General features: G+C 71.7%; 23 protein-coding genes. 11 read left to right on the forward strand and 12 right to left on the reverse strand.

The genetic code is table 11. From position 1 onward, the window contains the following. Positions 1-142 precede the first annotated feature (142 nt). Together AC3A5R_RS07465 and erpA are read left to right on the forward strand one after the other, a co-directional pair. A complete protein-coding gene (locus tag AC3A5R_RS07465) occupies positions 143-1,306 on the forward strand; it encodes a glycerate kinase family protein (RefSeq protein WP_487620133.1) in 1,164 nt (387 codons plus the stop codon). A gap of 174 nt (positions 1,307-1,480) precedes the next feature. Continuing rightward, positions 1,481-1,858, forward strand: a complete 378-nt coding sequence (gene erpA / locus AC3A5R_RS07470) for an iron-sulfur cluster insertion protein ErpA (RefSeq protein ID WP_323098708.1) — start codon at positions 1,481-1,483, stop codon at positions 1,856-1,858. Between the two features lie 102 nt (positions 1,859-1,960). Here the strand turns inward: erpA and AC3A5R_RS07475 are convergent, their stop codons facing one another. Further along, complete coding sequence (locus AC3A5R_RS07475) at positions 1,961-2,155, reverse strand: hypothetical protein (RefSeq protein WP_323098707.1); 195 nt, start codon at positions 2,153-2,155, stop codon at positions 1,961-1,963. A 96-nt stretch (positions 2,156-2,251) separates the two neighbouring features. Between AC3A5R_RS07475 and AC3A5R_RS07480 the strand changes: the two genes are divergently transcribed. Continuing rightward, positions 2,252-3,238: a carbohydrate kinase family protein gene (locus AC3A5R_RS07480; protein ID WP_487620134.1), complete on the forward strand. Its 987-nt coding sequence runs from the start codon at positions 2,252-2,254 to the stop codon at positions 3,236-3,238. Between the two features lie 62 nt (positions 3,239-3,300). Then, complete coding sequence (aat, locus tag AC3A5R_RS07485) at positions 3,301-3,975, forward strand: leucyl/phenylalanyl-tRNA--protein transferase (RefSeq protein WP_487620135.1); 675 nt, start codon at positions 3,301-3,303, stop codon at positions 3,973-3,975. A gap of 46 nt (positions 3,976-4,021) precedes the next feature. Here the strand turns inward: aat and AC3A5R_RS07490 are convergent, their stop codons facing one another. Both AC3A5R_RS07490 and AC3A5R_RS07495 read right to left on the reverse strand, forming a co-directional pair. Further along, entirely contained in the window at positions 4,022-4,294 is a 273-nt protein-coding gene (locus AC3A5R_RS07490; RefSeq protein ID WP_487620136.1) for a sulfurtransferase TusA family protein, read from the reverse strand. Next, entirely contained in the window at positions 4,291-5,529 is a 1,239-nt protein-coding gene (locus AC3A5R_RS07495; protein WP_487620137.1) for a cysteine desulfurase family protein, read from the reverse strand. Before AC3A5R_RS07495 ends, AC3A5R_RS07490 begins: the two co-directional genes overlap by 4 nt. A 151-nt stretch (positions 5,530-5,680) precedes the next feature. Between AC3A5R_RS07495 and ctaC the strand changes: the two genes are divergently transcribed. Genes ctaC through AC3A5R_RS07510 form a run of 3 tightly spaced genes read left to right on the forward strand, consistent with a single transcriptional unit; the run spans position 5,681 to position 8,757 of the window. Beyond that, positions 5,681-6,598 (forward strand): aa3-type cytochrome oxidase subunit II, encoded by a 918-nt coding sequence (gene ctaC, locus AC3A5R_RS07500; RefSeq protein WP_487620138.1) that lies wholly within the window; start codon positions 5,681-5,683, stop codon positions 6,596-6,598. Beyond that, positions 6,595-8,352 carry an aa3-type cytochrome oxidase subunit I gene (ctaD, locus tag AC3A5R_RS07505; protein ID WP_487620139.1) on the forward strand — a complete coding sequence of 586 codons (1,758 nt, stop codon included), beginning with the start codon at positions 6,595-6,597 and terminating at the stop codon, positions 8,350-8,352. The genes ctaC and ctaD overlap by 4 nt, the downstream gene beginning before the upstream one ends. A gap of 3 nt (positions 8,353-8,355) precedes the next feature. Beyond that, complete coding sequence (locus AC3A5R_RS07510) at positions 8,356-8,757, forward strand: cytochrome c oxidase subunit 4 (protein WP_323098698.1); 402 nt, start codon at positions 8,356-8,358, stop codon at positions 8,755-8,757. Between the two features lie 335 nt (positions 8,758-9,092). On the opposite strand, the gene AC3A5R_RS07515 is transcribed toward AC3A5R_RS07510, so the two are convergent. The 6 genes from AC3A5R_RS07515 to ctaE form a co-directional block, all read right to left on the reverse strand. Further along, a complete protein-coding gene (locus tag AC3A5R_RS07515; protein ID WP_487620140.1) occupies positions 9,093-9,446 on the reverse strand; it encodes a metallopeptidase family protein in 354 nt (117 codons plus the stop codon). Between the two features lie 225 nt (positions 9,447-9,671). Further along, the gene (locus AC3A5R_RS07520; RefSeq protein ID WP_487620141.1) at positions 9,672-10,241 is read right to left on the reverse strand and encodes a DUF2231 domain-containing protein; all 570 of its coding nucleotides are present in this window, start codon (positions 10,239-10,241) and stop codon (positions 9,672-9,674) included. 208 nt (positions 10,242-10,449) lie between these two features. Beyond that, the gene (gene qcrB / locus AC3A5R_RS07525) at positions 10,450-12,219 is read right to left on the reverse strand and encodes a cytochrome bc1 complex cytochrome b subunit (protein WP_487620142.1); all 1,770 of its coding nucleotides are present in this window, start codon (positions 12,217-12,219) and stop codon (positions 10,450-10,452) included. After that, positions 12,216-13,319, reverse strand: coding sequence for a cytochrome bc1 complex Rieske iron-sulfur subunit (gene qcrA, locus AC3A5R_RS07530; RefSeq protein ID WP_487620143.1), 1,104 nt, complete (start codon positions 13,317-13,319; stop codon positions 12,216-12,218). Before qcrA ends, qcrB begins: the two co-directional genes overlap by 4 nt. 49 nt (positions 13,320-13,368) lie before the next feature. Beyond that, positions 13,369-14,175 carry a cytochrome bc1 complex diheme cytochrome c subunit gene (gene qcrC, locus AC3A5R_RS07535; RefSeq protein ID WP_487620144.1) on the reverse strand — a complete coding sequence of 269 codons (807 nt, stop codon included), beginning with the start codon at positions 14,173-14,175 and terminating at the stop codon, positions 13,369-13,371. A gap of 81 nt (positions 14,176-14,256) precedes the next feature. Beyond that, positions 14,257-14,919, reverse strand: a complete 663-nt coding sequence (gene ctaE / locus AC3A5R_RS07540; RefSeq protein WP_487620145.1) for an aa3-type cytochrome oxidase subunit III — start codon at positions 14,917-14,919, stop codon at positions 14,257-14,259. 214 nt (positions 14,920-15,133) lie between these two features. On the opposite strand from ctaE, the gene AC3A5R_RS07545 reads away from it, so the two are divergent. Beyond that, on the forward strand, positions 15,134-15,604 hold the full coding sequence (locus AC3A5R_RS07545) for a PleD family two-component system response regulator (protein ID WP_487620146.1): 471 nt from the start codon (positions 15,134-15,136) through the stop codon (positions 15,602-15,604). Positions 15,605-15,608: 4 nt separating this feature from the next. Further along, positions 15,609-16,664, forward strand: coding sequence for an anthranilate phosphoribosyltransferase (gene trpD / locus AC3A5R_RS07550; protein WP_487620147.1), 1,056 nt, complete (start codon positions 15,609-15,611; stop codon positions 16,662-16,664). A gap of 52 nt (positions 16,665-16,716) precedes the next feature. Here the strand turns inward: trpD and AC3A5R_RS07555 are convergent, their stop codons facing one another. Both AC3A5R_RS07555 and AC3A5R_RS07560 read right to left on the reverse strand, forming a co-directional pair. Further along, complete coding sequence (locus tag AC3A5R_RS07555) at positions 16,717-17,001, reverse strand: Lrp/AsnC family transcriptional regulator (RefSeq protein ID WP_323098687.1); 285 nt, start codon at positions 16,999-17,001, stop codon at positions 16,717-16,719. A 20-nt stretch (positions 17,002-17,021) separates the two neighbouring features. After that, positions 17,022-18,788, reverse strand: a complete 1,767-nt coding sequence (locus AC3A5R_RS07560) for a DEDD exonuclease domain-containing protein (protein ID WP_487620148.1) — start codon at positions 18,786-18,788, stop codon at positions 17,022-17,024. Positions 18,789-18,969: 181 nt separating this feature from the next. On the opposite strand from AC3A5R_RS07560, the gene AC3A5R_RS07565 reads away from it, so the two are divergent. Further along, on the forward strand, positions 18,970-19,293 hold the full coding sequence (locus AC3A5R_RS07565; RefSeq protein WP_487620149.1) for a hypothetical protein: 324 nt from the start codon (positions 18,970-18,972) through the stop codon (positions 19,291-19,293). Between the two features lie 54 nt (positions 19,294-19,347). Continuing rightward, positions 19,348-20,679, forward strand: coding sequence for a hypothetical protein (locus AC3A5R_RS07570; protein ID WP_487620150.1), 1,332 nt, complete (start codon positions 19,348-19,350; stop codon positions 20,677-20,679). A 46-nt stretch (positions 20,680-20,725) separates the two neighbouring features. Here the strand turns inward: AC3A5R_RS07570 and AC3A5R_RS07575 are convergent, their stop codons facing one another. Beyond that, positions 20,726-22,516 (reverse strand): AMP-dependent synthetase/ligase, encoded by a 1,791-nt coding sequence (locus AC3A5R_RS07575; RefSeq protein WP_487620151.1) that lies wholly within the window; start codon positions 22,514-22,516, stop codon positions 20,726-20,728. Between the last annotated feature and the right edge of the window lie 77 nt (positions 22,517-22,593).

The raw sequence follows: 22,593 nt of genomic DNA on the forward strand, positions 1-22,593 counted from the left end.
CACCCCAGCCGAAGCCCTGGCCAAGCTACTCTCGGCCCCGAACGAGCCAAGCGTTGCAACGACCCCTTGAACTCGCCGGGTGACGGAGTGCTCTTTCGATCGGGTGCGGGGGCGCCGGCGGGCGGGTGGGAGGATGCGACCCGTGCACGTCATCCTCGCGCCCGACTGCTACACCGGAACGCTGACGGCCCCGCAGGCTGCGGCCGCGATGGCCGACGGCTGGTCGCGGAGCGCCCCGCACGACGCGCTCACCCTCGTGCCGCTCTCGGACGGGGGCCCCGGCTTCGTGGACGTGCTCGCGGCGTCGCTCGGGGGCGAGGTGCTCGGCGTCGTCACGACCGACCCGCTCGGGCGCGAGGTGCCCGCGACGGTCCTGCTCGTCGACGAGCCCTCCGGTCGCACGGCCTACGTCGAGTCGGCCCAGGCCGCCGGACTGCACCTGCTCGCCCCCGACGAGCGCGACCCGACGCGCACGACCACCTTCGGCGTCGGCACCCTCGTCCTGGCGGCCCTCGAGGCGGGGGCCCGACGCGTCGTCGTCGGCCTCGGCGGCTCGGGCACCAACGACGCGGGGGCGGGGCTGCTCGCCGCGTTCGGCGCCGGACCGCGCGAGCGCCTCGCCCGCGGGGGGCTCGCCCTCGGCGCCACCGACGCCGACGACGTCGCGGACCTCGACGCCGCCCGGGCACGGCTGCGCGGGGTGGAGCTCGTCGTGGCCAGCGACGTCGACTCCCCGCTGCTCGGCCTCAAGGGGGCGAGCGCCGTCTTCGCGGCGCAGAAAGGAGCGAGCGAGGAGGACGCCCAGCGCCTCGAGAACGCGCTCGGTCACTTCGCGAGCGTCGTGGCGCGGGTGTGGCCACCGGCGCGCGACCTGCTCACCGGCGCGGCGATCCGGCCCGAGCGGGAGCTCGGTGCCGGTGCGGCCGGCGGCCTCGGCTACGCCCTGTTCCTCCTGGGGGCGCGGCACGCGTCGGGCGTCGGCGCGGTGCTCGAGGCCGTCGGGTTCGACCGCCTCGTCGCCGGGGCCGACCTCGTCGTCACCGGCGAGGGGCGCTTCGACTGGCAGTCCCTCCAGGGCAAGGTCGTCGTCGGCGTCGCCGAGGCGGCAGCCGCGGTGGGCATCCCCGCGGTGGCGGTGCCGGGGCAGGCGGTCGTCGGGCGCCGCGAGGCGATGGCGGCCGGGCTCTCCGGGGTGTACCCGGTGGCCGAGAAGCCGGCCGACGTCGCCGGCTCGCTCGCCGACCCCGCGGCGAGCCTCGCCGCCCGGGTGGCGAGGGTGGCCCGGACGTGGTCGCCGGCCCGCTGAGGGCTCGCTGACGTGCGGCGCGCACCGCGAGGAGTCCGCATCGTGGGCACCCGCCCGGGGGCGGGTTGCGTGCCCGGGGGCCTCCTCGACGTATCCTTGACGAGCCGGGAACACTTCCGGCGCGCCACGGGTTGTCACTCCTGACCCGTGCACCACGACGCGAAGGACCAGCACATGAGTGTCGAGACGAACGCTTCTCCCGCCGAGGCCCAGACCGAGGCTCCCGCCCACGGTGTCGTTCTCACGGACGTCGCGGCGACCAAGGTCAAGAGCCTCCTCGAGCAGGAGGGCCGCGACGACCTCCGCCTCCGCGTGGGCGTCCAGCCCGGCGGCTGCTCCGGCCTGATCTACCAGCTCTACTTCGACGAGCGCACCCTCGACGGTGACCTCGTGCGCGACTTCGACGGTGTCGAGGTCGTCGTCGACCGGATGAGCAGCCCGTACCTCGAGGGCGCCACCATCGACTTCGCCGACACGATCGAGAAGCAGGGCTTCACCATCGACAACCCCAACGCGGGCAGCAGCTGCGCCTGCGGCGACTCCTTCAGCTGAGTCGCGCCGCCGCACGAGCCGCCGGCACCCGCAGGACCGCCGAAGGGCCCGACCGAAACGGTCGGGCCCTTCGCGATGTCCGGCGCCGTCCACGTCAGCCGGCTAGCTGCCGTAGTCGTCGAGACCCCGGATGAGCCGCTCCGCGTCGTCCGGCACCTCGATGTCGACGTGCCGGGGCTGCCAGGCCCGCGGAGCGGTGTGCGGGAGGTCGAGGTCCCGACAGTCCATCACGAGCTCGGAGACGCTGCCCGAGTCGAGCTCGTCCCTGGGAGAGGGAAACTCCAGCGCCGTATCCATGCACCAACGCTAGTTCCGGGTCTGGGTGGGGCACAGAGGTACCGGCGGGTAGGTGCCGACCGCCCCGGTAGACGCCGTTCACGCTAGGTTCTCCGTGTGCAGATCGCCATCACCGGTTCCATCGCCACCGACCACCTCATGACCTTCGACGGCCTGTTCGCCGACTCCCTCGTCGTCGAGCAGCTCGACAAGATCTCGTTGTCCTTCCTCACCTCGGACCTTCAGGTGCGGCGCGGAGGGGTCGCGGCGAACATCGCGTTCGGCATGGCCAACCTCGGCCAGAGTCCGATCCTCGTGGGCGCGGTGGGTGAGGACTTCACCGACTACCGGTCCTGGCTCGAGCGGCACGGCGTCGACTGCGCGTCGGTGCACTACTCCGAGTCGCAGCACACGGCCCGCTTCATCTGCACCACCGACAAGGACATGGCCCAGATCGCGACGTTCTACGCGGGCGCGATGTCCGAGGCCCGCGACATCGAGCTGGCCCCGGTCGCCTCCCGGGTCGGTGGTCTCGACCTCGTCGTCATCGGCGCCAACGACCCCGAGGCGATGCTGCGCCACACCGACGAGTGCCGCAGCCGCGGCATCCCGTTCGCGGCCGACCCGAGCCAGCAGCTCGCGTTCTGCGACGGCCCGACCATCGCGCGCCTCATCGACGGCGCCGACTACCTCTTCACCAACGAGTACGAGAGCCACCTCGCCTGCCAGAAGACCGGGTGGAGCGAGGACGAGCTCGCCGACCGCGTCCGCGTGCAGGTCAAGACACGGGGCAAGGACGGCGTGACCGTCCGTGTCCGGGGCGAGGAGCCGGTCGAGGTCGGCATCGCCCGCGAGGTGCGCAAGGCCGACCCCACCGGCGTCGGCGACGCCTTCCGCGCCGGCTACATCACCGGGCTCGGGGCAGGCCTGCCCGTGCGCCGGTGCGCCGAGCTCGGCTCGATGCTCGCCACGTACGTCATCGAGACGATCGGGACGCAGGAGTACGCGCTGTCGCAGACGCGCTTCCTCGAGCGTCTCGCCGAGGCGTACGGCGCCGACTCGGCCGACGAGATCGGCCCACACATCCGGTGCCCGCGCCCGTGACGGCCGGACGCTGACGGCCGGACCGACGAGCCCCGACGCCCCCGGAACCCACGAGCGGACCCGTGCCCATCCCGCCCCCACCCACCGCCTGGGACTTCGCCCTCGACCGGGTGCCGCCCGGCGAGGACCTCATCGGCATCGGCGCCGACCTCGAGGTGCCGACCCTCTACGAGGCGTACTCGATCGGCGTCTTCCCGATGGGCATCGGTGACCACGGCGCAGAGCCGATCGGCTGGTGGTCGCCCGACCCGCGTGGCGTCCTGCGTCCCGACGGCCTGCGGGTGACCCGCTCGCTGCGCAAGGCCCGGAGCCGGTTCGAGGTGCGTGTCGACACGGCCTTCGAGGACGTCGTCGCGGCGTGCGCCGAACCCGACCGCGAGGGCCGGTGGATCACGCCCCAGATCGCGAGCGCCTACACCGAGCTGCACCGGGCGGGCTGGGCGCACTCGGTCGAGACGTGGCAGGACGACCGGCTCGTCGGCGGCCTCTACGGCGTCGCGATCGGCGGGTTGTTCGCGGGGGAGTCGATGTTCCACCACGCCACCGACGCCTCGAAGGTGGCCCTCGTCGGGCTGTGCGAGCTGCTCCGCGCCGACGGCGATCCCCGCCGCATCGTCGACGTCCAGTGGCAGACGCCGCACCTGGCCACGCTCGGCGTCCTCGAGGTCACCCGCGACGAATACCTCGCGATGCTCCCCGGCGCGCTCCGGGCCCCCCTGCCGGAACCCTGGCGCTGAGCGTTCGCCGGCCGACGTGCCGACGTGCCGACGTGCCGGCGGACGCCTAGGGGGCCTCGGGCGCGAGCACCTCGACGTCGTAGGCGGTGTGGTCGCCGCGTTCGCGTGCGCCGGCGAACCGGTGCCCCCGCATCCGGCACCAGGCGGGCACGTCGTGCGCGGCGGCCGGGTCGGTCGCGAGGACGGTGACGACACGAGGCCGGGGGTCGTCGCGAACGAGCCGGGCCAGGCGGATCACCGGCAGCGGGCACCGCTCGCCCCGCGCGTCGACGACGTCAGGCGGGTCGGTCGCGTCGGGAGCGTCGGGCGCGCCGTTCACAGGTCGTCCACCCCGAGGCCGGCGCGCACGGCGGTGACCGTCGGGGCCAGCGCCACGCAGAAGGCCTCGACGTCGGCCGTGAGGCCGGGTGAGACGGCCGGCAGCGGCAGCGTGAGCCGGACGTTGCCGTGCGTCAGCACGCCCATGGCCGCGAGGACGTGGCTCGGCTCGAGCGTGCTCGACGTGCACGCCGAGCCGCTGGCCACGGCGAAGCCGGCCGCGTCGAAGGCCCCGACGACGACCTCCCCGTCGACGTAGAGGCTCGAGAACGTCACGACGTGGGGGAGTCGGTCGACGGGGTCGCCGACGACCTGCGTGTCGGGCACACCGGCCGCGGCGTCGCGGATCCGCGACACGAGACGGGAGGTCGCGTCGGCGTCGGGCACGCGCGTCGCCTGCGTCTGCTGCCATGCCTCCGCGGCGGCGAGAGCCACAGGAACCCACGGGACGACGTCCGTGCGGCCGTGCTCGACGTCGGCCCGGGCCCCCGACCAGTGCCAGCGCACGCCCTCGCGGACGACGAGCACGCCGAGGGGCGGACCCGCCCAGGTGCGGGCGTCGCCGACGAGGACGTCCCAGTGCTCGGGCCGGTCGTCGCGGCCGAGCGAGGCGGACGCGTCGACGACGAGGGGCACGCCCGCGCGTCGGCACGCCTCGTGGGCCTCGGCCAGGGGCTGGCGCGTGCCCACCTCGCCGTTGGCGCTCTGCAGCGCCGCCACGACGGTGCCGGGCTCGGCCACGGCCGCAGCCCACGCGTCGAGGTCGACGCGGCCGAGGGCGTCGACGGGTACCTCCCCGAGCAGCGTCGGGTCGTCGACGCCCGACGCGCGGGCCCGGGCGGGCACGAGCACCGCCGAGTGCTCGACCGCCGAGGCCACGGTGCGGCCGCCGCGCCGGCGCCCCGCATGGAGCACGCCCTCGAGGGCACGCGAGATCGCGGCGGGCCCGCTCGGCAGGAAGCTCACCTCATCCGGACGCACCCCGAGACCGGCTGCGACGACCTCCCTCGAGCGGTCGAGCAGGGCCCGGGCCCGGCGCCCCTCGGAGTGCAGGCGTGCCGGGTCGGCCCAGCCGGCCTCCACGGCGGCGACGAGCGTGTCGCGCGCGGTCGGGTGCAGGGGGCCGGCGGCGGCGTCGAGGAGGCGCCGGACGGGGGTCGTGGCGGTCGTCCCACCGACCTGCCCACCGACCTGTCCCGCGGGTCCAGGGTTCGTGCCCGGATCGTGACTGACCACGCCGCAACGTTAGCCGTACCCTGCCGGACAACCTCTGTGGCAGGGCGGTAGGGTTCGGGGATGTGGGCAGAGGCTGCCCGCGGACGGATGACGGGAAGCGCTCCAGTGGCGCGCCCCGGCGCGCACACGAACGGCAAGAAAGGTGCACCTGGTGCCTGAGCACGACGACACCCCGGCCACGCCGGCGGTGACCTCGGCAGGACGGGGACGCAGGGCGGTCCGGGTTGCGGCAGTGGCCGCGGTCTCCGGTCTCGCGCTGGCCGGCTGTCAGGGTCAGCTCTCCAACGGGTTCCTCCCCGAGGCGGTCTCCGACAGCGGCAAGCTGGTCACCCAGCTCTGGGTCGGCAGCTGGATCGCCGTCCTCGCGGTCGGTGTCATCACGTGGGGCCTCATGCTCTACGCCGCCATCCGCTTCCGGAAGCGCAAGGGCGACGAGACCCTCCCGGTGCAGCTGCGCTACAACGTGCCGATGGAGATGCTCTACACGGTCATCCCGGTCTTCATGGTCGCCGTGTTCTTCTGGTACACCGCCCGCGACGAGGCCACGCTCATCGACACGACGAGCAAGAAGCCCGACCTGCAGATCAGCGTCGTCGCCAAGCAGTGGAGCTGGGACTTCAACTACATCGCGGCGAACGTCCACGAGAGCGGCGTCCACACCGAGCTCGACGGCACCACGGGCAAGCGCGCCCAGATGCCGGTGCTCTACCTGCCGGTCAACAAGCGGGTCCAGTTCATCCTCAACGCCCGCGACGTCATCCACAGCTTCTGGATCCCGTCGTTCATGATGAAGATGGACATGCTGCCGGGCAAGACGAACACCTTCGCGCTGACCCCGACGCAGACCGGCGAGTTCCAGGGCAAGTGCGCCGAGCTCTGCGGCGCCTACCACTCGCAGATGCTGTTCATGGTCAAGGTCGTCACCCAGGAGGAGTACGACCAGCAGATGAAGCACCTCGCCGACATCGGCCAGAGCGGCCTCGTGCCCGTCGACGTCAGCCGAGAGCACATGGTGCCCGCCGACGCCGACAAGATCCCCGCACCCGCTCGTACTGGGAGCAACCAATGACGTCCGCAACCCTCAACCGTGAGGCCTCGGTCCCGGCCGCCACCCCGCGTCCGCGCCTCAAGGGCCAGACCTTCGTCAAGTGGGTCACGACGACCGACCACAAGGTCATCGGCAACCTCTACTTCATCACCTCGTTCGTCTTCTTCCTGCTCGGCGGCATCATGGCCCTGTTCATCCGGGCCGAGCTGTTCGCCCCAGGTCTGCAGGTCGTCGACAACCCGGAGCAGTTCAACCAGCTGTTCACGATGCACGGCACGATCATGCTGCTGCTCTTCGCGACGCCGCTCTTCGCGGGCTTCACGAACGCGCTCATGCCGCTGCAGATCGGCGCCCCCGACGTCGCGTTCCCGCGCCTCAACATGTTCGCCTACTGGCTGTACCTCTTCGGTGGCCTCATCGCCTCGGCCGGGTTCTTCACGCCGCAGGGCGCCGCCGCCTTCGGCTGGTTCGCCTACGCGCCGCTGTCGGACGTGTCCTACAGCCCCGGCCTCGGTGGCGACCTCTGGGTCTTCGGCCTCGCGCTCGCCGGCTTCGGCACGATCCTCGGCGCCGTCAACTTCATCACGACGATCGTGTGCATGCGTGCGCCCGGCATGACGATGTTCCGGATGCCGATCTTCACGTGGACGGCGCTCATCACGTCGCTGCTCGTGCTCATCGTCTTCCCGATCCTCGCCGCGGCGCTGTTCGCCCTCGGTGGTGACCGACGCTTCGGGATGCACATCTTCGACGCCGAGAACGGCGGTGCCATGCTGTGGCAGCACCTGTTCTGGTTCTTCGGCCACCCCGAGGTGTACATCATCGCGCTGCCGTTCTTCGGCATCATCAGCGAGGTCCTGCCGGTCTTCTCGCGCAAGCCGATCTTCGGCTACAAGACCCTCGTCTTCGCCACGATCGCCATCGCGGCCCTGTCGGCGAGCGTCTGGGCGCACCACATGTACGTCACCGGCCAGGTGCTGCTGCCGTTCTTCGCCGTCATGACGATGCTCATCGCGGTCCCGACCGGTGTGAAGTTCTTCAACTGGATCGGCACGATGTGGGGCGGCAAGGTCGTCATGGCCACGCCGATGCTGTGGGCGATGGGCTTCCTCGTCACGTTCCTCTTCGGCGGTCTGACCGGCATCATCCTGTCCAGCCCGGCGCTCGACTTCCACCTGTCCGACAGCTACTTCGTCGTGGCGCACTTCCACTACACGGTGTTCGGCACCGTCGTGTTCGCGATGTTCGCCGGCTACTACTTCTGGTGGCCGAAGCTGACCGGCCGGATGCTCGACGAGCGGCTCGGCAAGATCCACTTCTGGATGCTGTTCATCGGCTTCCACACGACGTTCCTCATCCAGCACTGGCTCGGCATCGAGGGCATGGCCCGCCGTTACCCGGACTACCTGCCGGAGGAGGGGTTCCAGGCTGCGAACATCGTCTCGAGCTGCGGTGCGTTCCTGCTCGGCGCCTCGATGATCCCGTTCATCTACAACGTCTGGAAGACCTGGCGGAAGGCTCCGCTCGTCGAGTCCGACGACCCGTGGGGCTACGGCGCCTCGCTCGAGTGGGCCACCTCGTGCCCGCCGCCGCGGCACAACTTCACCTCGCTGCCGCGGATCCGCTCCGAGCGCCCCGCGTTCGACCTGCACCACCCCGAGGCTGCCGCAGGCGTCCGGCCGGTGGCCGACCAGGGCACCCTCACCCAGGTGATGGGCCCGGCCGACGTCGAGCACGAGCCCACCCCCGCCCGTACCGACAAGCGTGAGGACTGACCGATGCGCGTCGAGACCAAGCTGCTGGTCTACCTGTTCATCTTCTTCGTCCCGGTCACGCTGATCTACGGGTTCTGGTCCAAGTGGGAGGAGCCCATCGGCGTCACCGCCCTGGTCCTCACCGGCGCCCTCTTCGCCCTGTCCGGGTTCTACTTCTGGATGACCGGCAAGAAGCTGCCGCTGCGCCCCGAGGACAACGCGAGCGGTGAGATCGAGGAGGCCGAGGGCAACTACGGCTACTTCGTCGCCAGCTCCTGGACGCCCCTGTGGCTCGGTGCCTCCGGCGCGATCATGTTCGCCGGGCTCGCGATCGGCTGGTGGCTGTTCATCATCGGCGTGTTCTTCGCGATCCCCGCGGTCGTGCTCTGGGTGTTCGAGTCCTTCTCGGGCGAGTACTCCATCTGAGGCGGGTCAGCCGCACCAACCCTGCACCACACCCGGACGGGCCCGATCGCCACTGGCGATCGGGCCCGTTCCGCGTCCCGGCGCCCGTGCAGGTCCGGGCGCGCTGGACCGCTGCACCGGGACATGACGAAGGGGAGGGCGCAGGACCCTCCCCTTCGTGTTGGCCACGTGCGTCACGGACCCTCGGGTTCGTGGTGCGATCGTGTGGGAGAGAACATCCTCGCTTGCACCTCCATCCGATCGGTGGTCGGTCCTACGACCGTAGATCGTCCGAGCGGGGCCGTAAAGGGCAGGTGCCCCCGGGCGGGGGCAAAGTGTCCACCGCACGAGACACGTCAGCCCCAGCCGAGCTCGTGCAGCTGCTCGTCGTCGATGCCGAAGTGGTGCGCCACCTCGTGCACGACGGTCACGGCGATCTCCTCGCGCAGCTCCACGAGGTCGGAGCACATCCGTTCGAGGGGCCCCTTGAAGATCGTGATCCGGTCGGGCAACGAGCCGGCCGACCACCACTCGCCGCGTTCGGTCAACGGCGTGCCTTCGTAGATGCCGAGCAGCTCGGGGTCGTGAGCCGGTGGCTCGTCCTCCACGAGGACGACGACGTTGTCCATGGCCCGGACCAGGTCCTCGGGGATCGTGTCGAGGGCGTCGCCGACGGCCTGCTCGAACTCGGCCTCGGACAGGTGCTGCACGGCAGCAGTCTCGCACGACGGGTGGCCCGCCCCGTGGCCGCGCGGCGCCGGAGCGCGGGCGTGGGCGGGCTCGGCCGAGGGGAAGGGTTCGCGGCACGCAGGACGGCCCGTGGAGGCGCTCAGCGCGCCCCACGGGCCGTCTCGGGTGCCCCCTGGGAGCCCTGCGGAGAGGGTGCGCGCGCAGGATGCCCTACGCCGACATCAGGGGAGGCCGCGCCCCGGCTCTCAGTTGCCGCCGTCGCCGGTCTTCGGGGCGGGGGTCTGCGACACCGAGTCGGACCAGGCGGCCTCGGCGCCGCTGTGGCCGATGCGGATGACCTGAACCGATGTGCCGAGCGCGGCGACGAGGCCGACCACGGCCGCCCCGACGAGCAGCCAGCGCGGCAGCGCCGCCGCCGGTGCGACGCGCTCGGCCGCCACAGACGTTGCCGGTGCCGTCGCGCCGTCGGTGGCTCCCGAAGCGGATGCCCGCTCACGGCGCGCGACGACATAGAGCGCTGCGGCGCCGACGAGCAGGACGACCACCCAGGGGAGCAGGCCGTCGGCCAGCTCAGAGTGCTGCTCGATGAGGGCGCTGTGCTCGACGCGGCGCTCGAGGGCCTCACCGGACTCGGTCGACAGCGGGGTCAGCACGACGGCGAGGACCGCCAGCGCGAGCGGGAACCAGCCGGCCCAGCGGCGGAACCGTGGCCAGACGGCGGCGAGGAGGACGGCCACGGCCGCGGAGGGGACGATGACGGTCGTCGCATGGACGACGAGGGGATGGACGGGGAGGCCGAAGATCGTGTCGAGCATGCGTCTACCTCTCGGGGTGGGGAGGGGCGCCGGGAGGGGCGGACGCCCGAGCAGACCCTTTCGTCCGGTTCTGAGAAGTTTCTCAGAGCGGCCCGCGGTCGGCGCGTCGGGACCGGGACTACGCCGGGAACGCCGAAGGCCCCGACCCGGTACGGGTGGGGCCTTCGGGCGAACCTGACGCGGTGCGCCGGGCCGCAGGTCGGTGGCCTCAGTCGTGGTGACGGTCGGCCTTGATCGTCTCGCGCTCGCTGCCCGCACCCGACTCGATGGCCTCGTGCTCGCCGGCCGGGGCGGCCGCGGGAGCGCCGTGGTCGTGCTCGTGGTGCGCAGCCTCGAGCTGGGACGGTGTGACCGGGGCGACGCGGTCCCTGAAGTAGAAGTGCGAGAACTTCGCGCGCAGCCGCTCCTTGCGGGCGATCGGGCTGTCCACGCCGTTGGCGTCCTTGCCCGCCGTGAGCGCCAGGGGCTCGGGGGACTCGTGCTGGACGAGCACCCACCGCTCCTCGGGAGTCAGCGGCGCGTGGATCTCCTCGAAGCGACCGTCGGCGTAGCGCCAGATGGTGCCGGTCTCACGGCCGTGGAGCACCTTCTGCTGGTCGGCTCGCTGCAGGCTCAGGCAGATCCGCTTGGTGACGATGAACGCGATGACCGGGCCGACGAAGAACAGCACCCGCAGCGTCTGCGTGATGTCGTTGATCGACAGGTGCAGCTTGATCGCCATGAGGTCGTTGCCGGCGGCGAAGAAGAGCACGACGTACATCGTGATGCCGGCGATGCCGATGGCCACGCGCGTCGGGGCGTTGCGCGGGCGGTCGAGCAGGTGGTGCTCGCGCTTGTCACCGGTGACCCAGGCCTCGACGAACGGGTAGACGCCGATGATCGTCCACATGATCGGCAGGAGCAGGATCGAGCCGGGGAAGATGTTCATGCTCCACGTGAAGTTGCCCCACGAGACGAACTCGAGGAAGCCGGGGAGCAGTCGCAGCGCACCGTCGGCGAAGCCCATGTACCAGTCGGGCTGGGAGCCGGCCGTGATCGGTGACGGGTCGTACGGGCCGTAGGCCCAGATCGGGTTGATCGTGACGACCGCCGAGATGAGGGCGATGACACCGAAGACGATGAAGAAGAAGCCGCCGGCCTTGGCGATGTACACCGGCAGGAGCGGGTAGCCGACGACGTTGTTGTTCGTCCGGCCCGGCGCCGGGAACTGGGTGTGCTTGTGCACGAAGACCAGCAGGATGTGCGCCGTGAAGAGGCCGACGAGGATGGCCGGGATGAGCAGCACGTGCGCCGAGTAGAGGCGCGGGATGATCGCCTCGCCGGGGAACGCGCCGCCGAAGATGAAGTAGCTCATGTACGAGCCGATGACCGGCACCGACTGGACGAAGCCGTTCATCGCGCGGATGCCGGTGCCCGAGAGCAGGTCGTCGGGCAGCGAGTAGCCGGCGAAGCCCTCGATGCAGGCGAGCATCGACAGGATGGTGCCGAAGACCCAGTTGATCTCGCGCGGCTTGCGGAAGGCGCCGGTGAAGAAGACGCGCGCCATGTGCACGAAGACCGAGACGACGAAGATCAGCGCCGCCCAGTGGTGGATCTGCCGGATGAGCAGGCCGCCACGGATGTCGAAGGAGATCGCGAGCGTCGAGCGGTAGGCGTCGGACATCGTCACGCCCTGGAGGGGCACGTACGAGCCGTCGTAGACGACCTGGCTGGCGCTCGGGACGAACCAGAACGTCAGGAACGCGCCGGTCAGCAGGCAGACGATCATCGAGTACATCGCGATCTCGCCGAGCATGAACGACCAGTGGTCGGGGAAGACCTTCTTGGCCAGGAACGACACGCCCTTGGCGGCGCCGACGCGGTCGTCGACCCAGCCGGCGATGCCGCCGAGCGGCTTGGTGGCCGACGCCTCGGCCTCGGCCTGACGGTCGCCGGAACGCAACGCGTCGGCGGGACGGGACTCGTTGATGGTGCTCATCGTGCACGCTCCCAGAAGCTCGGTCCCACGGGCTCGAGGAAGCCCTGGGGGGCGACGAGGTAGCCGGCGTCGTCGACAGTGATCTTCAGCTGCGGCAGCGGCCGCTTGGCCGGGCCGAAGATGACGGCGCAGTCCTCGGTGAGGTCGAAGGTCGACTGGTGGCACGGGCAGAGCAGGTGGTGCGTCTGCTGCTCGTAGAGGCCCACCGCGCAGCCCACGTGGGTGCAGATCTTGGAGTAGGCGACGGCTCCGTCGACGCCCCAGTCCTTCGCCTTCTGCACCTTGATCAGGTCAGGCTCGAGACGGATCAGGATGACCGCTGCCTTGGCCTTGGCCTCGAGGACGTGCTTGCCCTCGTCGATGTACTTCTGAAGGGTCTCCGGCATGACGTGGAAGACCGAGCCGAGGGTGACCTCGTCGAGGCGGATCGGCGTCATCTCCGGGTCACGCATGAGGCGGATCGGCTTGCCGCCGTTGTCCTTCGGGTCCCAGATCGTGTGCTTGAGCTCGTCGATGGTGACCGGGCCGAGCGAGCCGGCGACCTGCAGGCCGAGGGGGAGGGCGAAGAGGCCGAGCGCGCCGCCGAGCGTGTACTTCAGGATGGGGCGGCGGTTCATCTGCGTCGACTCGACGCCGGCGGACACGACCTGGACGGCCTTGGCGCGCTCCTGCGTCGTGGAGGCCTGGACGTGGCGCTCCTCGACGATCTCCTCGTCGGACATGAGCGTCTTGGCCCAGTGGACCGCGCCGATGCCGATGAGGAAGATCGCGAAGCCGAGCGAGAGGCCGAGCACGACGTTCTGCGTCTTGGCCTTGCCGATGCCCGGGAAGAAGAACGTGGCCTCGTCGGGGATGGCGAAGTAGCTGACGAGGAAGACGAGCGTGGCCAGCATCGACAGGCCGAACAGCGTCGCGACCTGGCGCTCGGCGCGCTTGGCGGCGGCGGGGTCGTCGTCGGCGGCGCGGTGGACGTGCGGCGGCAGCCCCGGGTTCTCGAAGAGGTCCGCTGCAGCGTCGGCGTGGCGCTCGACGGCGCCCGACTCGGAACCGTGGGCGAGCGCGCTGCCCGCTCCGGTGTCCGTCGTCTCGTTGTCGTTCATCGGGTGGTGGTCCTGTCGTCGTGCGTGATCTGGACGATGCAGTGGGTGCTCATGCGGCCTTCTTGCCGAGCCAGACGGCGCAGGCGATGAGGATGCCGAGGCCGAAGACCCAGGCGAAGAGGCCCTCGGAGACCGGGCCCAGGTTGCCGAGCGTCAGGCCGCCGACGTTGGTCTCGTTCTCCTGTGCCTTGAGGTAGGAGATGACCTTCTGCTTGGCCTCGGGGGTGAGGTTGGTGTCGTTGAAGACGGGCATCGACTGCGGGCCGGTGAGCATGGCCTCGTAGATGTGCGTCGGGGTGGTCTCCTGCAGCGACGGCGCGTACTTGCCGCGGGTCAGCGCGCCACCGGCGCCGGCGAAGTTGTGGCACATGGCGCAGTTGACGCGGAAGATCTCGCCGCCCTCGGCGATGGCCTTGTTGTTCTCGGCGGAGCCGGGCTCGATGACGGTCGTGTACTTCGAGTCCGGGACGGCCGGGCCCGAGCCGAGCGAGGCGACGTAGGCGGCGAGGGCGCTGATCTGCTCCTGCGAGAACTTCACCTTGTTGACCGGGGCCTGGATGTTCGGGCCGGCGAGCGGCATGCGGCCGGTACCGACCTGGAAGTCCACGGAGGCGGCGCCGACCCCGACGAGCGAAGGGCCCGACTTCGTGCCCTGGGCGTTGAGGCCGTGGCAGCTGGCGCAGTTGGCGAGGAAGAGGTCCTTGCCCTCGGCGACGGTGTCGGCGGCGACGGACGCGGCCGCGTTGGCGTCCTTGGGAGCGAGGAAGGAGTAGGCGCCCCCGGTCACGAGCAGGCCGAGCAGCAGCAGCACCGCGATCGCGGCGGGGTGTCGGCGTCGGGCGGCCAAGGCTTTCACTGTGTCTTCCTGTCGTCCAAGGGGGTCACGGTCGGTGTGGTGCGGAGGCGCATGCGCCGGAAGGGCTCGGGGGCGGCGTGGTCAGCGCAGGATGTAGATCGTGGCGAAGAGCGCGATCCACACGACGTCGACGAAGTGCCAGTAGTAGGAGGTGACGACGGCGCCGGTCGCGTTGGCGTGGGTGTAGCGACGCGTCGTGAACGTGCGGGCGATGATGAGCAGGAACGCGATGAGGCCGCCGGTCACGTGCAGACCGTGGAAGCCGGTCGCCATGTAGAAGACCGAGCCGTAGGCGTCGGAGCTCAGCGTGACGCCCTCGCTCACGAGCTCGGCGTACTCCATGACCTGGCCGGCGATGAAGAAGGCGCCGAAGAGGTAGGTCAGGACGTACCACTCGCGCATGCCCCAGTTCTTGATGTCGAGGAGCCGGCCGGTGCGTGCCTTGTGGCCGCGCTCGGCCTTCCAGACGCCGAGCTGGCACCACACCGAGGAGATGACGAGCACGAGGCAGTTGACGCTCGCGAACGGCAGGTTGAGCTTCTCGGTCTGCTGCGCCCAGAGGTCGCCTCGGACGGAGCGGAGCTGGAAGTACACCGCGAACAGACCCGCGAAGAACATGAGCTCGCTGGAGAGCCAGACCATGGTGCCGACGGCAACCATGTTCGGACGGGTCGCCGGGCCGTGAGCGGCCGGGTTCGCTACTGCGCTGGAAGGAACTGCTGATGCTGTCGCCACGTTGGACATTATTCCCACATTCATGTCGGGGGTGGCGAGCGACCCCCCCGATTGCCGCCGCCCTGTCGAGGATTCGTGACCATTCCGACACGTCGTCGAGGGGGAGGGCGCGATACGTCCGGTTCGCTCGCCGGGCACCCGCTCGCGGCCGAGCCTCGGAGAGCGTCCCGACCGCCGGGAGGGTCCTGCGGTCGCGTGTGTGCGGGCCGGTAGCATCTGCCGCATGACCGCCTCGAACGACACCGCAGCCCAGCGCACCTCCACCGACGTCGTGACGTCGACGGGTGACGCGCCCCAGGTGGCGCGGGTCAGCGTCCTGCTCTACAGCGACGACTTCACGACGCGCGACGCCGTCCGGGCTGCCGTCGGCCGCCGCCCCGCCAAGGACGTCGAGGTGGTCCGCTGGCACGAGTGCGCCACGGCCGACGCGGTCATCAGCTCGGTCGAGGGCGAGCATTTCGACATTCTCGTCCTCGACGGCGAGGCGGCCAAGGTCGGCGGCCTGGGTCTGGCCCGTCAGCTGAAGAACGAGATCTTCGAGTGCCCGCCGATCATCGTGCTCACCGGCCGGCCCCAGGACAGCTGGCTGGCCGCGTGGTCGCAGGCCGACCTCGCCGTGCCGCACCCGCTCGACCCGATCGCGCTGACGGCCGCCGTGACGACCCTCGCGCGCGCGGGCGCCACCAGCGCCTGAGCGCATGGTCCCGGACGCGACGACGACGAGCTGGCCCTCGGTCTACGCCGACCTCATCGCCAGGCGTGACCTCGACCGCGGCACGGCCGCGTGGGCCATGGACCAGATCATGGCCGGGGAGGCGACGCCGGCCCAGGTGGCCGGCTTCCTCATGGGTCTGCGCGCCAAGGGCGAGAGCATCGAGGAGATGCAGGGGCTGGCCGAGCAGATGCTCGCCCACGCCCGGCGCATCGAGGTGCCCGGACCGAGCGTCGACATCGTCGGCACCGGCGGCGACCGCTTCCACACCGTCAACATCTCGACGATGTCGGCGATCGTCGTCGCGGCCTCCGGCGTGCGCCTCGTCAAGCACGGCAACCGCGCGGCGTCGTCGTCGTCGGGTTCGGCCGACGTCCTCGAGGCCCTCGGCATTGACCTGTCGTTGACGCCCGAGCGCGTTGTCGAGGTCGCCCACGAGGCAGGCATCACCTTCTGCTTCGCCCAGACCTTCCACCCGGGTTTCCGGCACACGGCCGTTCCGCGCCGCGACCTCGGCATCGGCACGGCCTTCAACTTCCTAGGCCCGCTGACCAACCCGGCGCAGCCGACCTACGCCGCCGTGGGGTGTGCCGACGCACGGATGGCCCCGCTGCTCGCGGGGGTCTTCGCCGGCCGGGGCAAGGACGCCGCCGTGTTCCGCGGTGACGACGGCCTCGACGAGGTGACCGTGTCGACGACGACGACGGTGTGGTGGGTGCGCCACGGCGAGGTCGGCGACCGCGTCGTCGACCCGACGCGTCTGGGCCTGTCGCTGCACCCGATCGAGGCGCTGCGTGGCGGCGACGCCGGGCACAACGCCGCCGTCGTCCGCGAGGTCTTCGCGGGCGCGACCGGTGCGGTGCGCGACGCCGTCCTGCTCAACGCCGGGATCGCGCTGGCCCTGACCCGGCCCGATACGGGCGCGCGTCAGGAGGACTTCGACGCCGACCTGCGGGCCGCGATGGACGTCGCGGCGGCAGCGATCGACGACGGCTCGGCGACACGTGTCGTCGAGCGCTGGGTCGCGGCCACCCGCGGCTGACCCACGCTGACCCGCGGCGAGCTGTCTGCGGGGTGCCGTCAGCGGTGTCGCGTCAGTCGCCCTCGAGGCCGAGGCTGAACGCGGCCTCGAGATCGTGGGCCGAGTACGTGCGGAACGCGATGTGCGTCGACGTGCCCACGACGCCCTCGACCTTGTTGAGGCGGTCGGCGATGACGTCGGCGAACTCCTCGTGGGCCCGCACCCGCACCATCGCGATGAGGTCGGCGTCGCCCGTGACCGAGTAGACCTCGGAGACGGCAGGGATGTTCGCGATCGCCTCGGCGACCTCGGGGATCCGGTCGACCTCGCAGTTGATCATGACGATGGCGGTGATCACGGGAGACACCCTAGCCGCCGTCAGCCGGCGCGGCGCAGGCCGTGGCGCCGGTGCCCCGACGCGGCAGGTGCGGGGACGTCGTGGTCGAAGCCGACGGCGTCACGGGCCGACGCGACGGCGGGCTCGAGCTCGAGCCGGACCGCCCCGGCGCCGCCGACCGGGCACGTCCACGAGCCGTCGAGCTCGACGATGCGCACGCCCGGCGCCTCGAGCCAGCGCAGGATCACCTCGGTCTCCTCGGTGAGGGCGGCGGGCCGGTCGGGCGTCGGTGCGTCGACGACCTCGGCGGTGGCCTGCATGGAGCGGACGAACGGCATCGGGTCGGCGCCGCGCGGGCTGACCGCGGTGCCGGCGAGGCGACCGTGGCGGACGGCGACAAGCTCCCAGCCGCCGGCGTCGCTGCGTCGGGCGGCGACGATCTCGGGGGAGCGGGTCAAGGGTGCGAGGCGCTGGGCGCGGGCGGCACCGCGGACCAGCTGGAGGAAGCGGTCGCGGACGCGCGCGGCGTCCTCGAAGCGCTCCTGCGAGGCGAGCTCCTCGAGCCGGGCACGGAGACGGTCGGCGACGGGCCGCGCGTCGCCGGTGAAGATCGAGGCGCAGCTCGCGGCGACGACGGCGTACTCGTCGGGGGTCTGGGCGCCGGTGCACGGCGCGCCGCACCGGCCCATGTCGGCGAGGGCGCACGCCGAGCCGCGGCTGCCGGCGAGGCGGCCGGTGCACTGCCGCAGAGGCACCACCTCGTGGACGGCGTCGACGGCGGCCTGGGCCGTGGCCCGCGAGCGGAACGGCCCGATGTAGTGCGCGCCGTCGTCACGGACCCGCCGCACGATGGACAGGCGGGGGAACCTCTCGTTGGTCAGCTTGACCCACGAGAGGCGTCGACCGTCCTTGGACCGGCGGTTGAAGCGCGGCTGGTGCTCGTCGATGAGGCGCAGCTCGCGGACCTGCGCCTCGAGGGAGGTCTGGCACACGACGGGGTGGACGGCCTGGGCGAGGCGGACCATCTCGGCCATCCGGCTGCGCTGCTCGGACGCCGTGAAGTAGGTGCGCACGCGGGTGCGGATGTCGCGGCTCGTGCCGACGTAGAGGACGCGGCCCTGGGCGTCCTTGAAGAGGTAGACGCCGGGCGCGCTGGGCAGCGGGTCGGCGAGGAAGCGCTTGCGCCGCTGGGCCGGCGTGACGCGGGAGGTGTAGCTGGCGAGCTCCTCGAGGGTGTGCACGCCGAGGTTGCCGACGCGCTCGATGAGCCCGTGCAGCACGTGGACCGTGGCGCGCGCGTCGTGCAGGGCGCGGTGGTCGGGCGTGGTCGGCGAGCCGAAGACCTGTGCGAGAGAGGACAACCGGTGGTTCGGCGACTCGTCGCGCACGACGAGCTGGCGAGCCAGCTGCAGCGTGTCGAGGACGGTGAAGCCGGGCCACGGGTTGTCGGTCAAGGACGCCGCCGACTTGAGGAAGCCGATGTCGAAGCCGGCGTTGTGGGCGACGAGGACACTGCCCGCGGCGAACTCGAGGAACGCGGGCAGGGCGCTGTCGATGCGCGGGGCGTCGGCGACCATCCCGTCGGTGATGCCGGTGAGGACCGAGATGAAGGCCGGGATGGGCTCGGCCGGGTTGACGAGGGTCTGGAACTCCCCTAGGACCTCACCACCCCGGACCTTGACCGCCCCGATCTCGGTGATGCCGCACTGTGCCGGTGTGCCACCGGTGGTCTCGAGGTCCACGACGACGAACGTGACGCCGGCCAGCGGGGTGCCGAGGTCGTCGAACGTCGCCTGGAAGGAGTGCATGGCATCGACGGTAGGGGGCGGCGCCGACATCGCCGTGGAGGCAGGCCGGGCAACGCCGTTGCGGCCGTGGGACATCCGAACGTCGCGTGGGGCGGCGACGACGTCGTGGGCGGGGGTGTCGGTGGTGGCTCCTAGCGTGTCCGGTGACAGATCGCAACGAGAGACAGAAGGGTGGCCAAGAATGCTCGTCGACTGCCAGACCTGCCCCGTGCGGGGCGTGCACTGCGCGGACTGCATGGTGACCGCGCTGTCGGCCCTGCCGATCGTGACGGCACCGCGTCCCGCGCGGGCTCCCGCTCCGGCGTCCACCCGGACGCACCACTCGCTCCGGGTGACCGACACCACCGACGACGAGGCGCACAGCGCGCCGCTCGACCGCGCCGAGCGCCGTGCCGTCTCGGCGCTGCTCGGCGCCGGCCTCGTCACCACCGCGACGGCCAACGCCGCCCGGGCGGTGCTCGACCCGCTGCCCTCCGCGGCCGACCGGGCGCGCCACGCCGGCTGAGGCTGGGCACCCAGCCCCGCGTGCCACGATGGCGTGGTGGTGAGGGCCCGGAGCGTGCGACTCGTCGCGGTGATCGCCTCCGGCGTCCTCGCCGCGACGGCCGCCGCGTGCTCCTCGTCCCCTGACGGGGGAGCGGTGGCCACGACCCGGGCCACGAGCCCGCTGTCCGCCGGCGCATCGCAGACCGCCGCGTCCGACGTCACGCCCGATGCGTGGGCCGGTGCGCGGGCGCGGGCCGTCCAGGCCCTTGCCGAGCGACGCGCTGCCGCGGCCGGCAGCGGCGACCGCGCGGCGTGGCTGGCCGACCTCGAGTCGGGTGACCCGCGGCTGCGCGCGGCGCAGACAGCGGTGCTCCGGCGCATGGTCGCCATGCGCGCCGACCACGTGACCGTCGCCGCGGTCCGCGAGCGAAGTGCCCCGGTCCCGGTACCACGCGGGACGAAGGTCGACTGGGACGTGAGGGTCACCTCGACGTACCGGCTCGAGGGTTTCGACACCGCGCCCCGAACCTTCGACCTCGACCTGACAGTGAGGGCCGACCCGGCCGATCCCGCAGCGGTCACCGTCGTGGCCTCGCGGCCCGCCGACCGGCCGCAGCCGTGGGACCTGGCCGGCCTCGTCGTCCGACGCACCGACCGCGCCCTCGTGCTCGCAGTCGGCTCCGCGGGCCGGGTCGCAGAGGTGCAGCGCCGCGCCGTCGCGGCGGGCGCGCGGGTGGCGGCGGTGTGGGGGCGCTCCCGGCCCGCGGTCTGGGTGGCACCGGCCACCGACGCCGACGCGGCCCGGCTCCTCGGCCGGCAGGCGAGCGACCTCGAGGGGGTGGCCGCGGCGACGGACGGGCCGCTCGTCGCGGGCAGCCCCGCCGGCGCCGACCGGATCGTCGTCGTGCCCGGCCCGTGGGACTCGCTGCGCCCGGCCGGGCGCGACGTCGTCATGACGCACGAGCTGACCCATGCCACGGTGCGCTCCTCGACGACACGGGCGGTGCCGCTGTGGTTGTCGGAGGGCTTTGCCGAGCTCGTCGGGTACCGCGCCGTCGACCTCCCCGAGGCCACGGTCGTGGCACCGGCCCTCGACGCGGCCCGCGCCGACGGTCTCCCGCAGGGCCTGCCCGCCGACTCGGCCTTCGACCCGTCGACGGGACGGCTGCCTGTGGCCTACGGCGAGAGCCTGCTCGTGCTGCGCACCTTGGCCGACCGCTACGGCACGGCCGGAGTCGTGAAGCTCTACCGCGCCGCGGCGGGCGGACTGTCGGTGCCGGCCGACGTCGTCGGTGACCCCGATGCCGTCGCCGACCGGGCCCTGCGGGCCGAGCTCGGCACCGACCGTGCCGCACTGGTGCGGTGGTGGCAGGTGCGCCTGCGGACCCTGCTGCGCGGGGCCTGACGCGTCGGGGCTGATGCGACGGGGCTGATGCGTCCGGCTCCGAGGCTCAGGCGTAGAGCTTGTCGACGTCCTCGGCGAAGTCCTTCATGACGACGGCTCGCTTCAGCTTGAGGGACGGCGTCAGGTAGCCGTTGGACTCCGTGAAGTCGCCGGGGAGCACCGCGAACTTGCGGATCGACTCGGCGCGCGACACGGCCTGGTTGGCCCGGTCGACGGCCGCCTGCAGCGCCTCGAGGACCTTCGGGTGGGTGCGCGCCTGCTCGATGGTGACGTCCTCGAGGCCGTGGGCCTTGGCCCAGCCCGGCCACATCTCCTCGTCCAGGGTGACGAGGACCCCGACGAACGGCTTCTGGTCGCCGACGACGATGCACTGCGACACGAGCGGATGGGCGCGGAGGCGGTCCTCGAGCACGGCCGGGGCCACGTTCTTGCCGCCCGCCGTCACGAGGATCTCCTTCTTTCGGCCGGTGATCCGCAGGTAGCCGTCGTCGTCGAGCTCGCCGACGTCGCCGGTGCGGAACCAGCCGTCGACGATCGCCTCCTGCGTGGCCTGCGGGTTGTTGTGGTAGCTCGTGAAGACGCCGACGCCCTTGAGGAGCACCTCGCCGTCCTCGGCGATGCGGATGCCGCAGCCGGGCAGCGGGTAGCCGACGGTGCCGATCTTGACCTTGTCGGGCGTGTTGACGGCCACCGGTGCCGTCGTCTCGGTCAGGCCGTAGCCCTCGAGGATGAGCACGCCGATGCCGCGGTAGAAGTGGCCGAGGCGGGTGCCGAGCGGAGCGCCGCCGGACACGGCGTAGCGGACCTGGCCACCCATCGCGGCGCGCAGCTTCCCGTAGACGAGCCGGTCGAAGAGCACGTGCTGCAAGCGCAGGGACAGGCTCGGGCCGCCCTCGTCGAGGGCCTCGCTGTAGGCGATGGCCACGGTGGCGGCCCGCAGGAAGATCTTGCCCTTGCCCTCGCCCGACGCCTTGGCCTCGGCGGAGTTGTAGATCTTCTCGAACACGCGGGGCACGGCGAGGACGAACGTCGGCTGGAAGCCGGCGAAGTCGTCGAGGAGGGTCTTGATGTCGGACGAGTGGCCCATGCGCGCCTTGCCGGCCACACAGAGCACCTCGATGAAGCGGGCGAACACGTGCGCCAGGGGCAGGAACAGCAGCGTCGACGCGTTGTCGGTGAGGACGACCTGGCCGAGCTTCTCGATCGCGTTCTCGGCGAGGTCGAGGAAGTTGCCGTGCGTCAGCTCGCAGCCCTTGGGGCGGCCCGTGGTGCCGGACGTGTAGATGATCGTCGCCACCGAACGCCGGTCGAGCCCGTCCCGACGGGCGTCGAGGTCGGCCTGGGGCACGTCGCGGCCACGCTCCCGCAGCACGTCCAGGGCTCCGTCGTCGATGACGAGCACGTCGTCGAGGCCGGGCAGGTCGGCCCGCACCTGCTCGACGACCGACGCGTGGGCCGGGGTCTCGACGACGACGAACCGGGCGCCGGAGTCGGACAGGATCCACTGCACCTGCTCGGCGGAGGACGTCTCGTAGACCGGCACGACGGCCGCGCCGGCCGCCCACCCGGCGAAGTCGACGAGCGTCCACTCGTAGCGGGTGCGACACATGAGGGCGACGCGGTCGCCCGGCTGCACGCCGGCCGCGACGAGGCCGCGCGCGACGGCGTCGACGTCATCGGCGAACTGGGTCCAGCTGACCTGGCCCCACCCGCCGGACGGGCGCTTGATCGAGAACGCGGTCTCGTTGGGCGCCTCGGTCGCGTTGCGACGGGGCAGGTGGGCGAGGCTGCCCTCCGTGGTGACGGGGGCGAGCGGTGCGACGACGTTGTCCTTCACTGACACTCCTGGTTGGCCGGGGCCGGGCTGCGACAGACACTACCGAGCGGTAACCGTGATGACCACGTCGCCGTCGT

It is taken from the genome of Intrasporangium sp. Soil_C_50, assembly GCF_057656595.1.

Bases quoted from the DNA above. Each gene is read 5' to 3' on its own strand.
- ctaD (WP_487620139.1), top strand. From the start codon at position 6,595: ATGACGTCCGCAACCCTCAACCGTGAGGCCTCGGTCCCGGCCGCCACC.
- AC3A5R_RS07520 (WP_487620141.1), bottom strand. From the start codon at position 10,241: ATGCTCGACACGATCTTCGGCCTCCCCGTCCATCCCCTCGTCGTCCAT.
- AC3A5R_RS07565 (WP_487620149.1), top strand. From the start codon at position 18,970: ATGCTCGTCGACTGCCAGACCTGCCCCGTGCGGGGCGTGCACTGCGCG.
- trpD (WP_487620147.1), top strand. From the start codon at position 15,609: ATGGTCCCGGACGCGACGACGACGAGCTGGCCCTCGGTCTACGCCGAC.
- ctaE (WP_487620145.1), bottom strand. From the start codon at position 14,919: ATGTCCAACGTGGCGACAGCATCAGCAGTTCCTTCCAGCGCAGTAGCG.
- AC3A5R_RS07545 (WP_487620146.1), top strand. From the start codon at position 15,134: ATGACCGCCTCGAACGACACCGCAGCCCAGCGCACCTCCACCGACGTC.
- AC3A5R_RS07560 (WP_487620148.1), bottom strand. From the start codon at position 18,788: ATGCACTCCTTCCAGGCGACGTTCGACGACCTCGGCACCCCGCTGGCC.
- qcrA (WP_487620143.1), bottom strand. From the start codon at position 13,319: ATGAACGACAACGAGACGACGGACACCGGAGCGGGCAGCGCGCTCGCC.
- erpA (WP_323098708.1), top strand. From the start codon at position 1,481: ATGAGTGTCGAGACGAACGCTTCTCCCGCCGAGGCCCAGACCGAGGCT.
- qcrB (WP_487620142.1), bottom strand. From the start codon at position 12,219: ATGAGCACCATCAACGAGTCCCGTCCCGCCGACGCGTTGCGTTCCGGC.
- AC3A5R_RS07475 (WP_323098707.1), bottom strand. From the start codon at position 2,155: ATGGATACGGCGCTGGAGTTTCCCTCTCCCAGGGACGAGCTCGACTCG.
- AC3A5R_RS07510 (WP_323098698.1), top strand. From the start codon at position 8,356: ATGCGCGTCGAGACCAAGCTGCTGGTCTACCTGTTCATCTTCTTCGTC.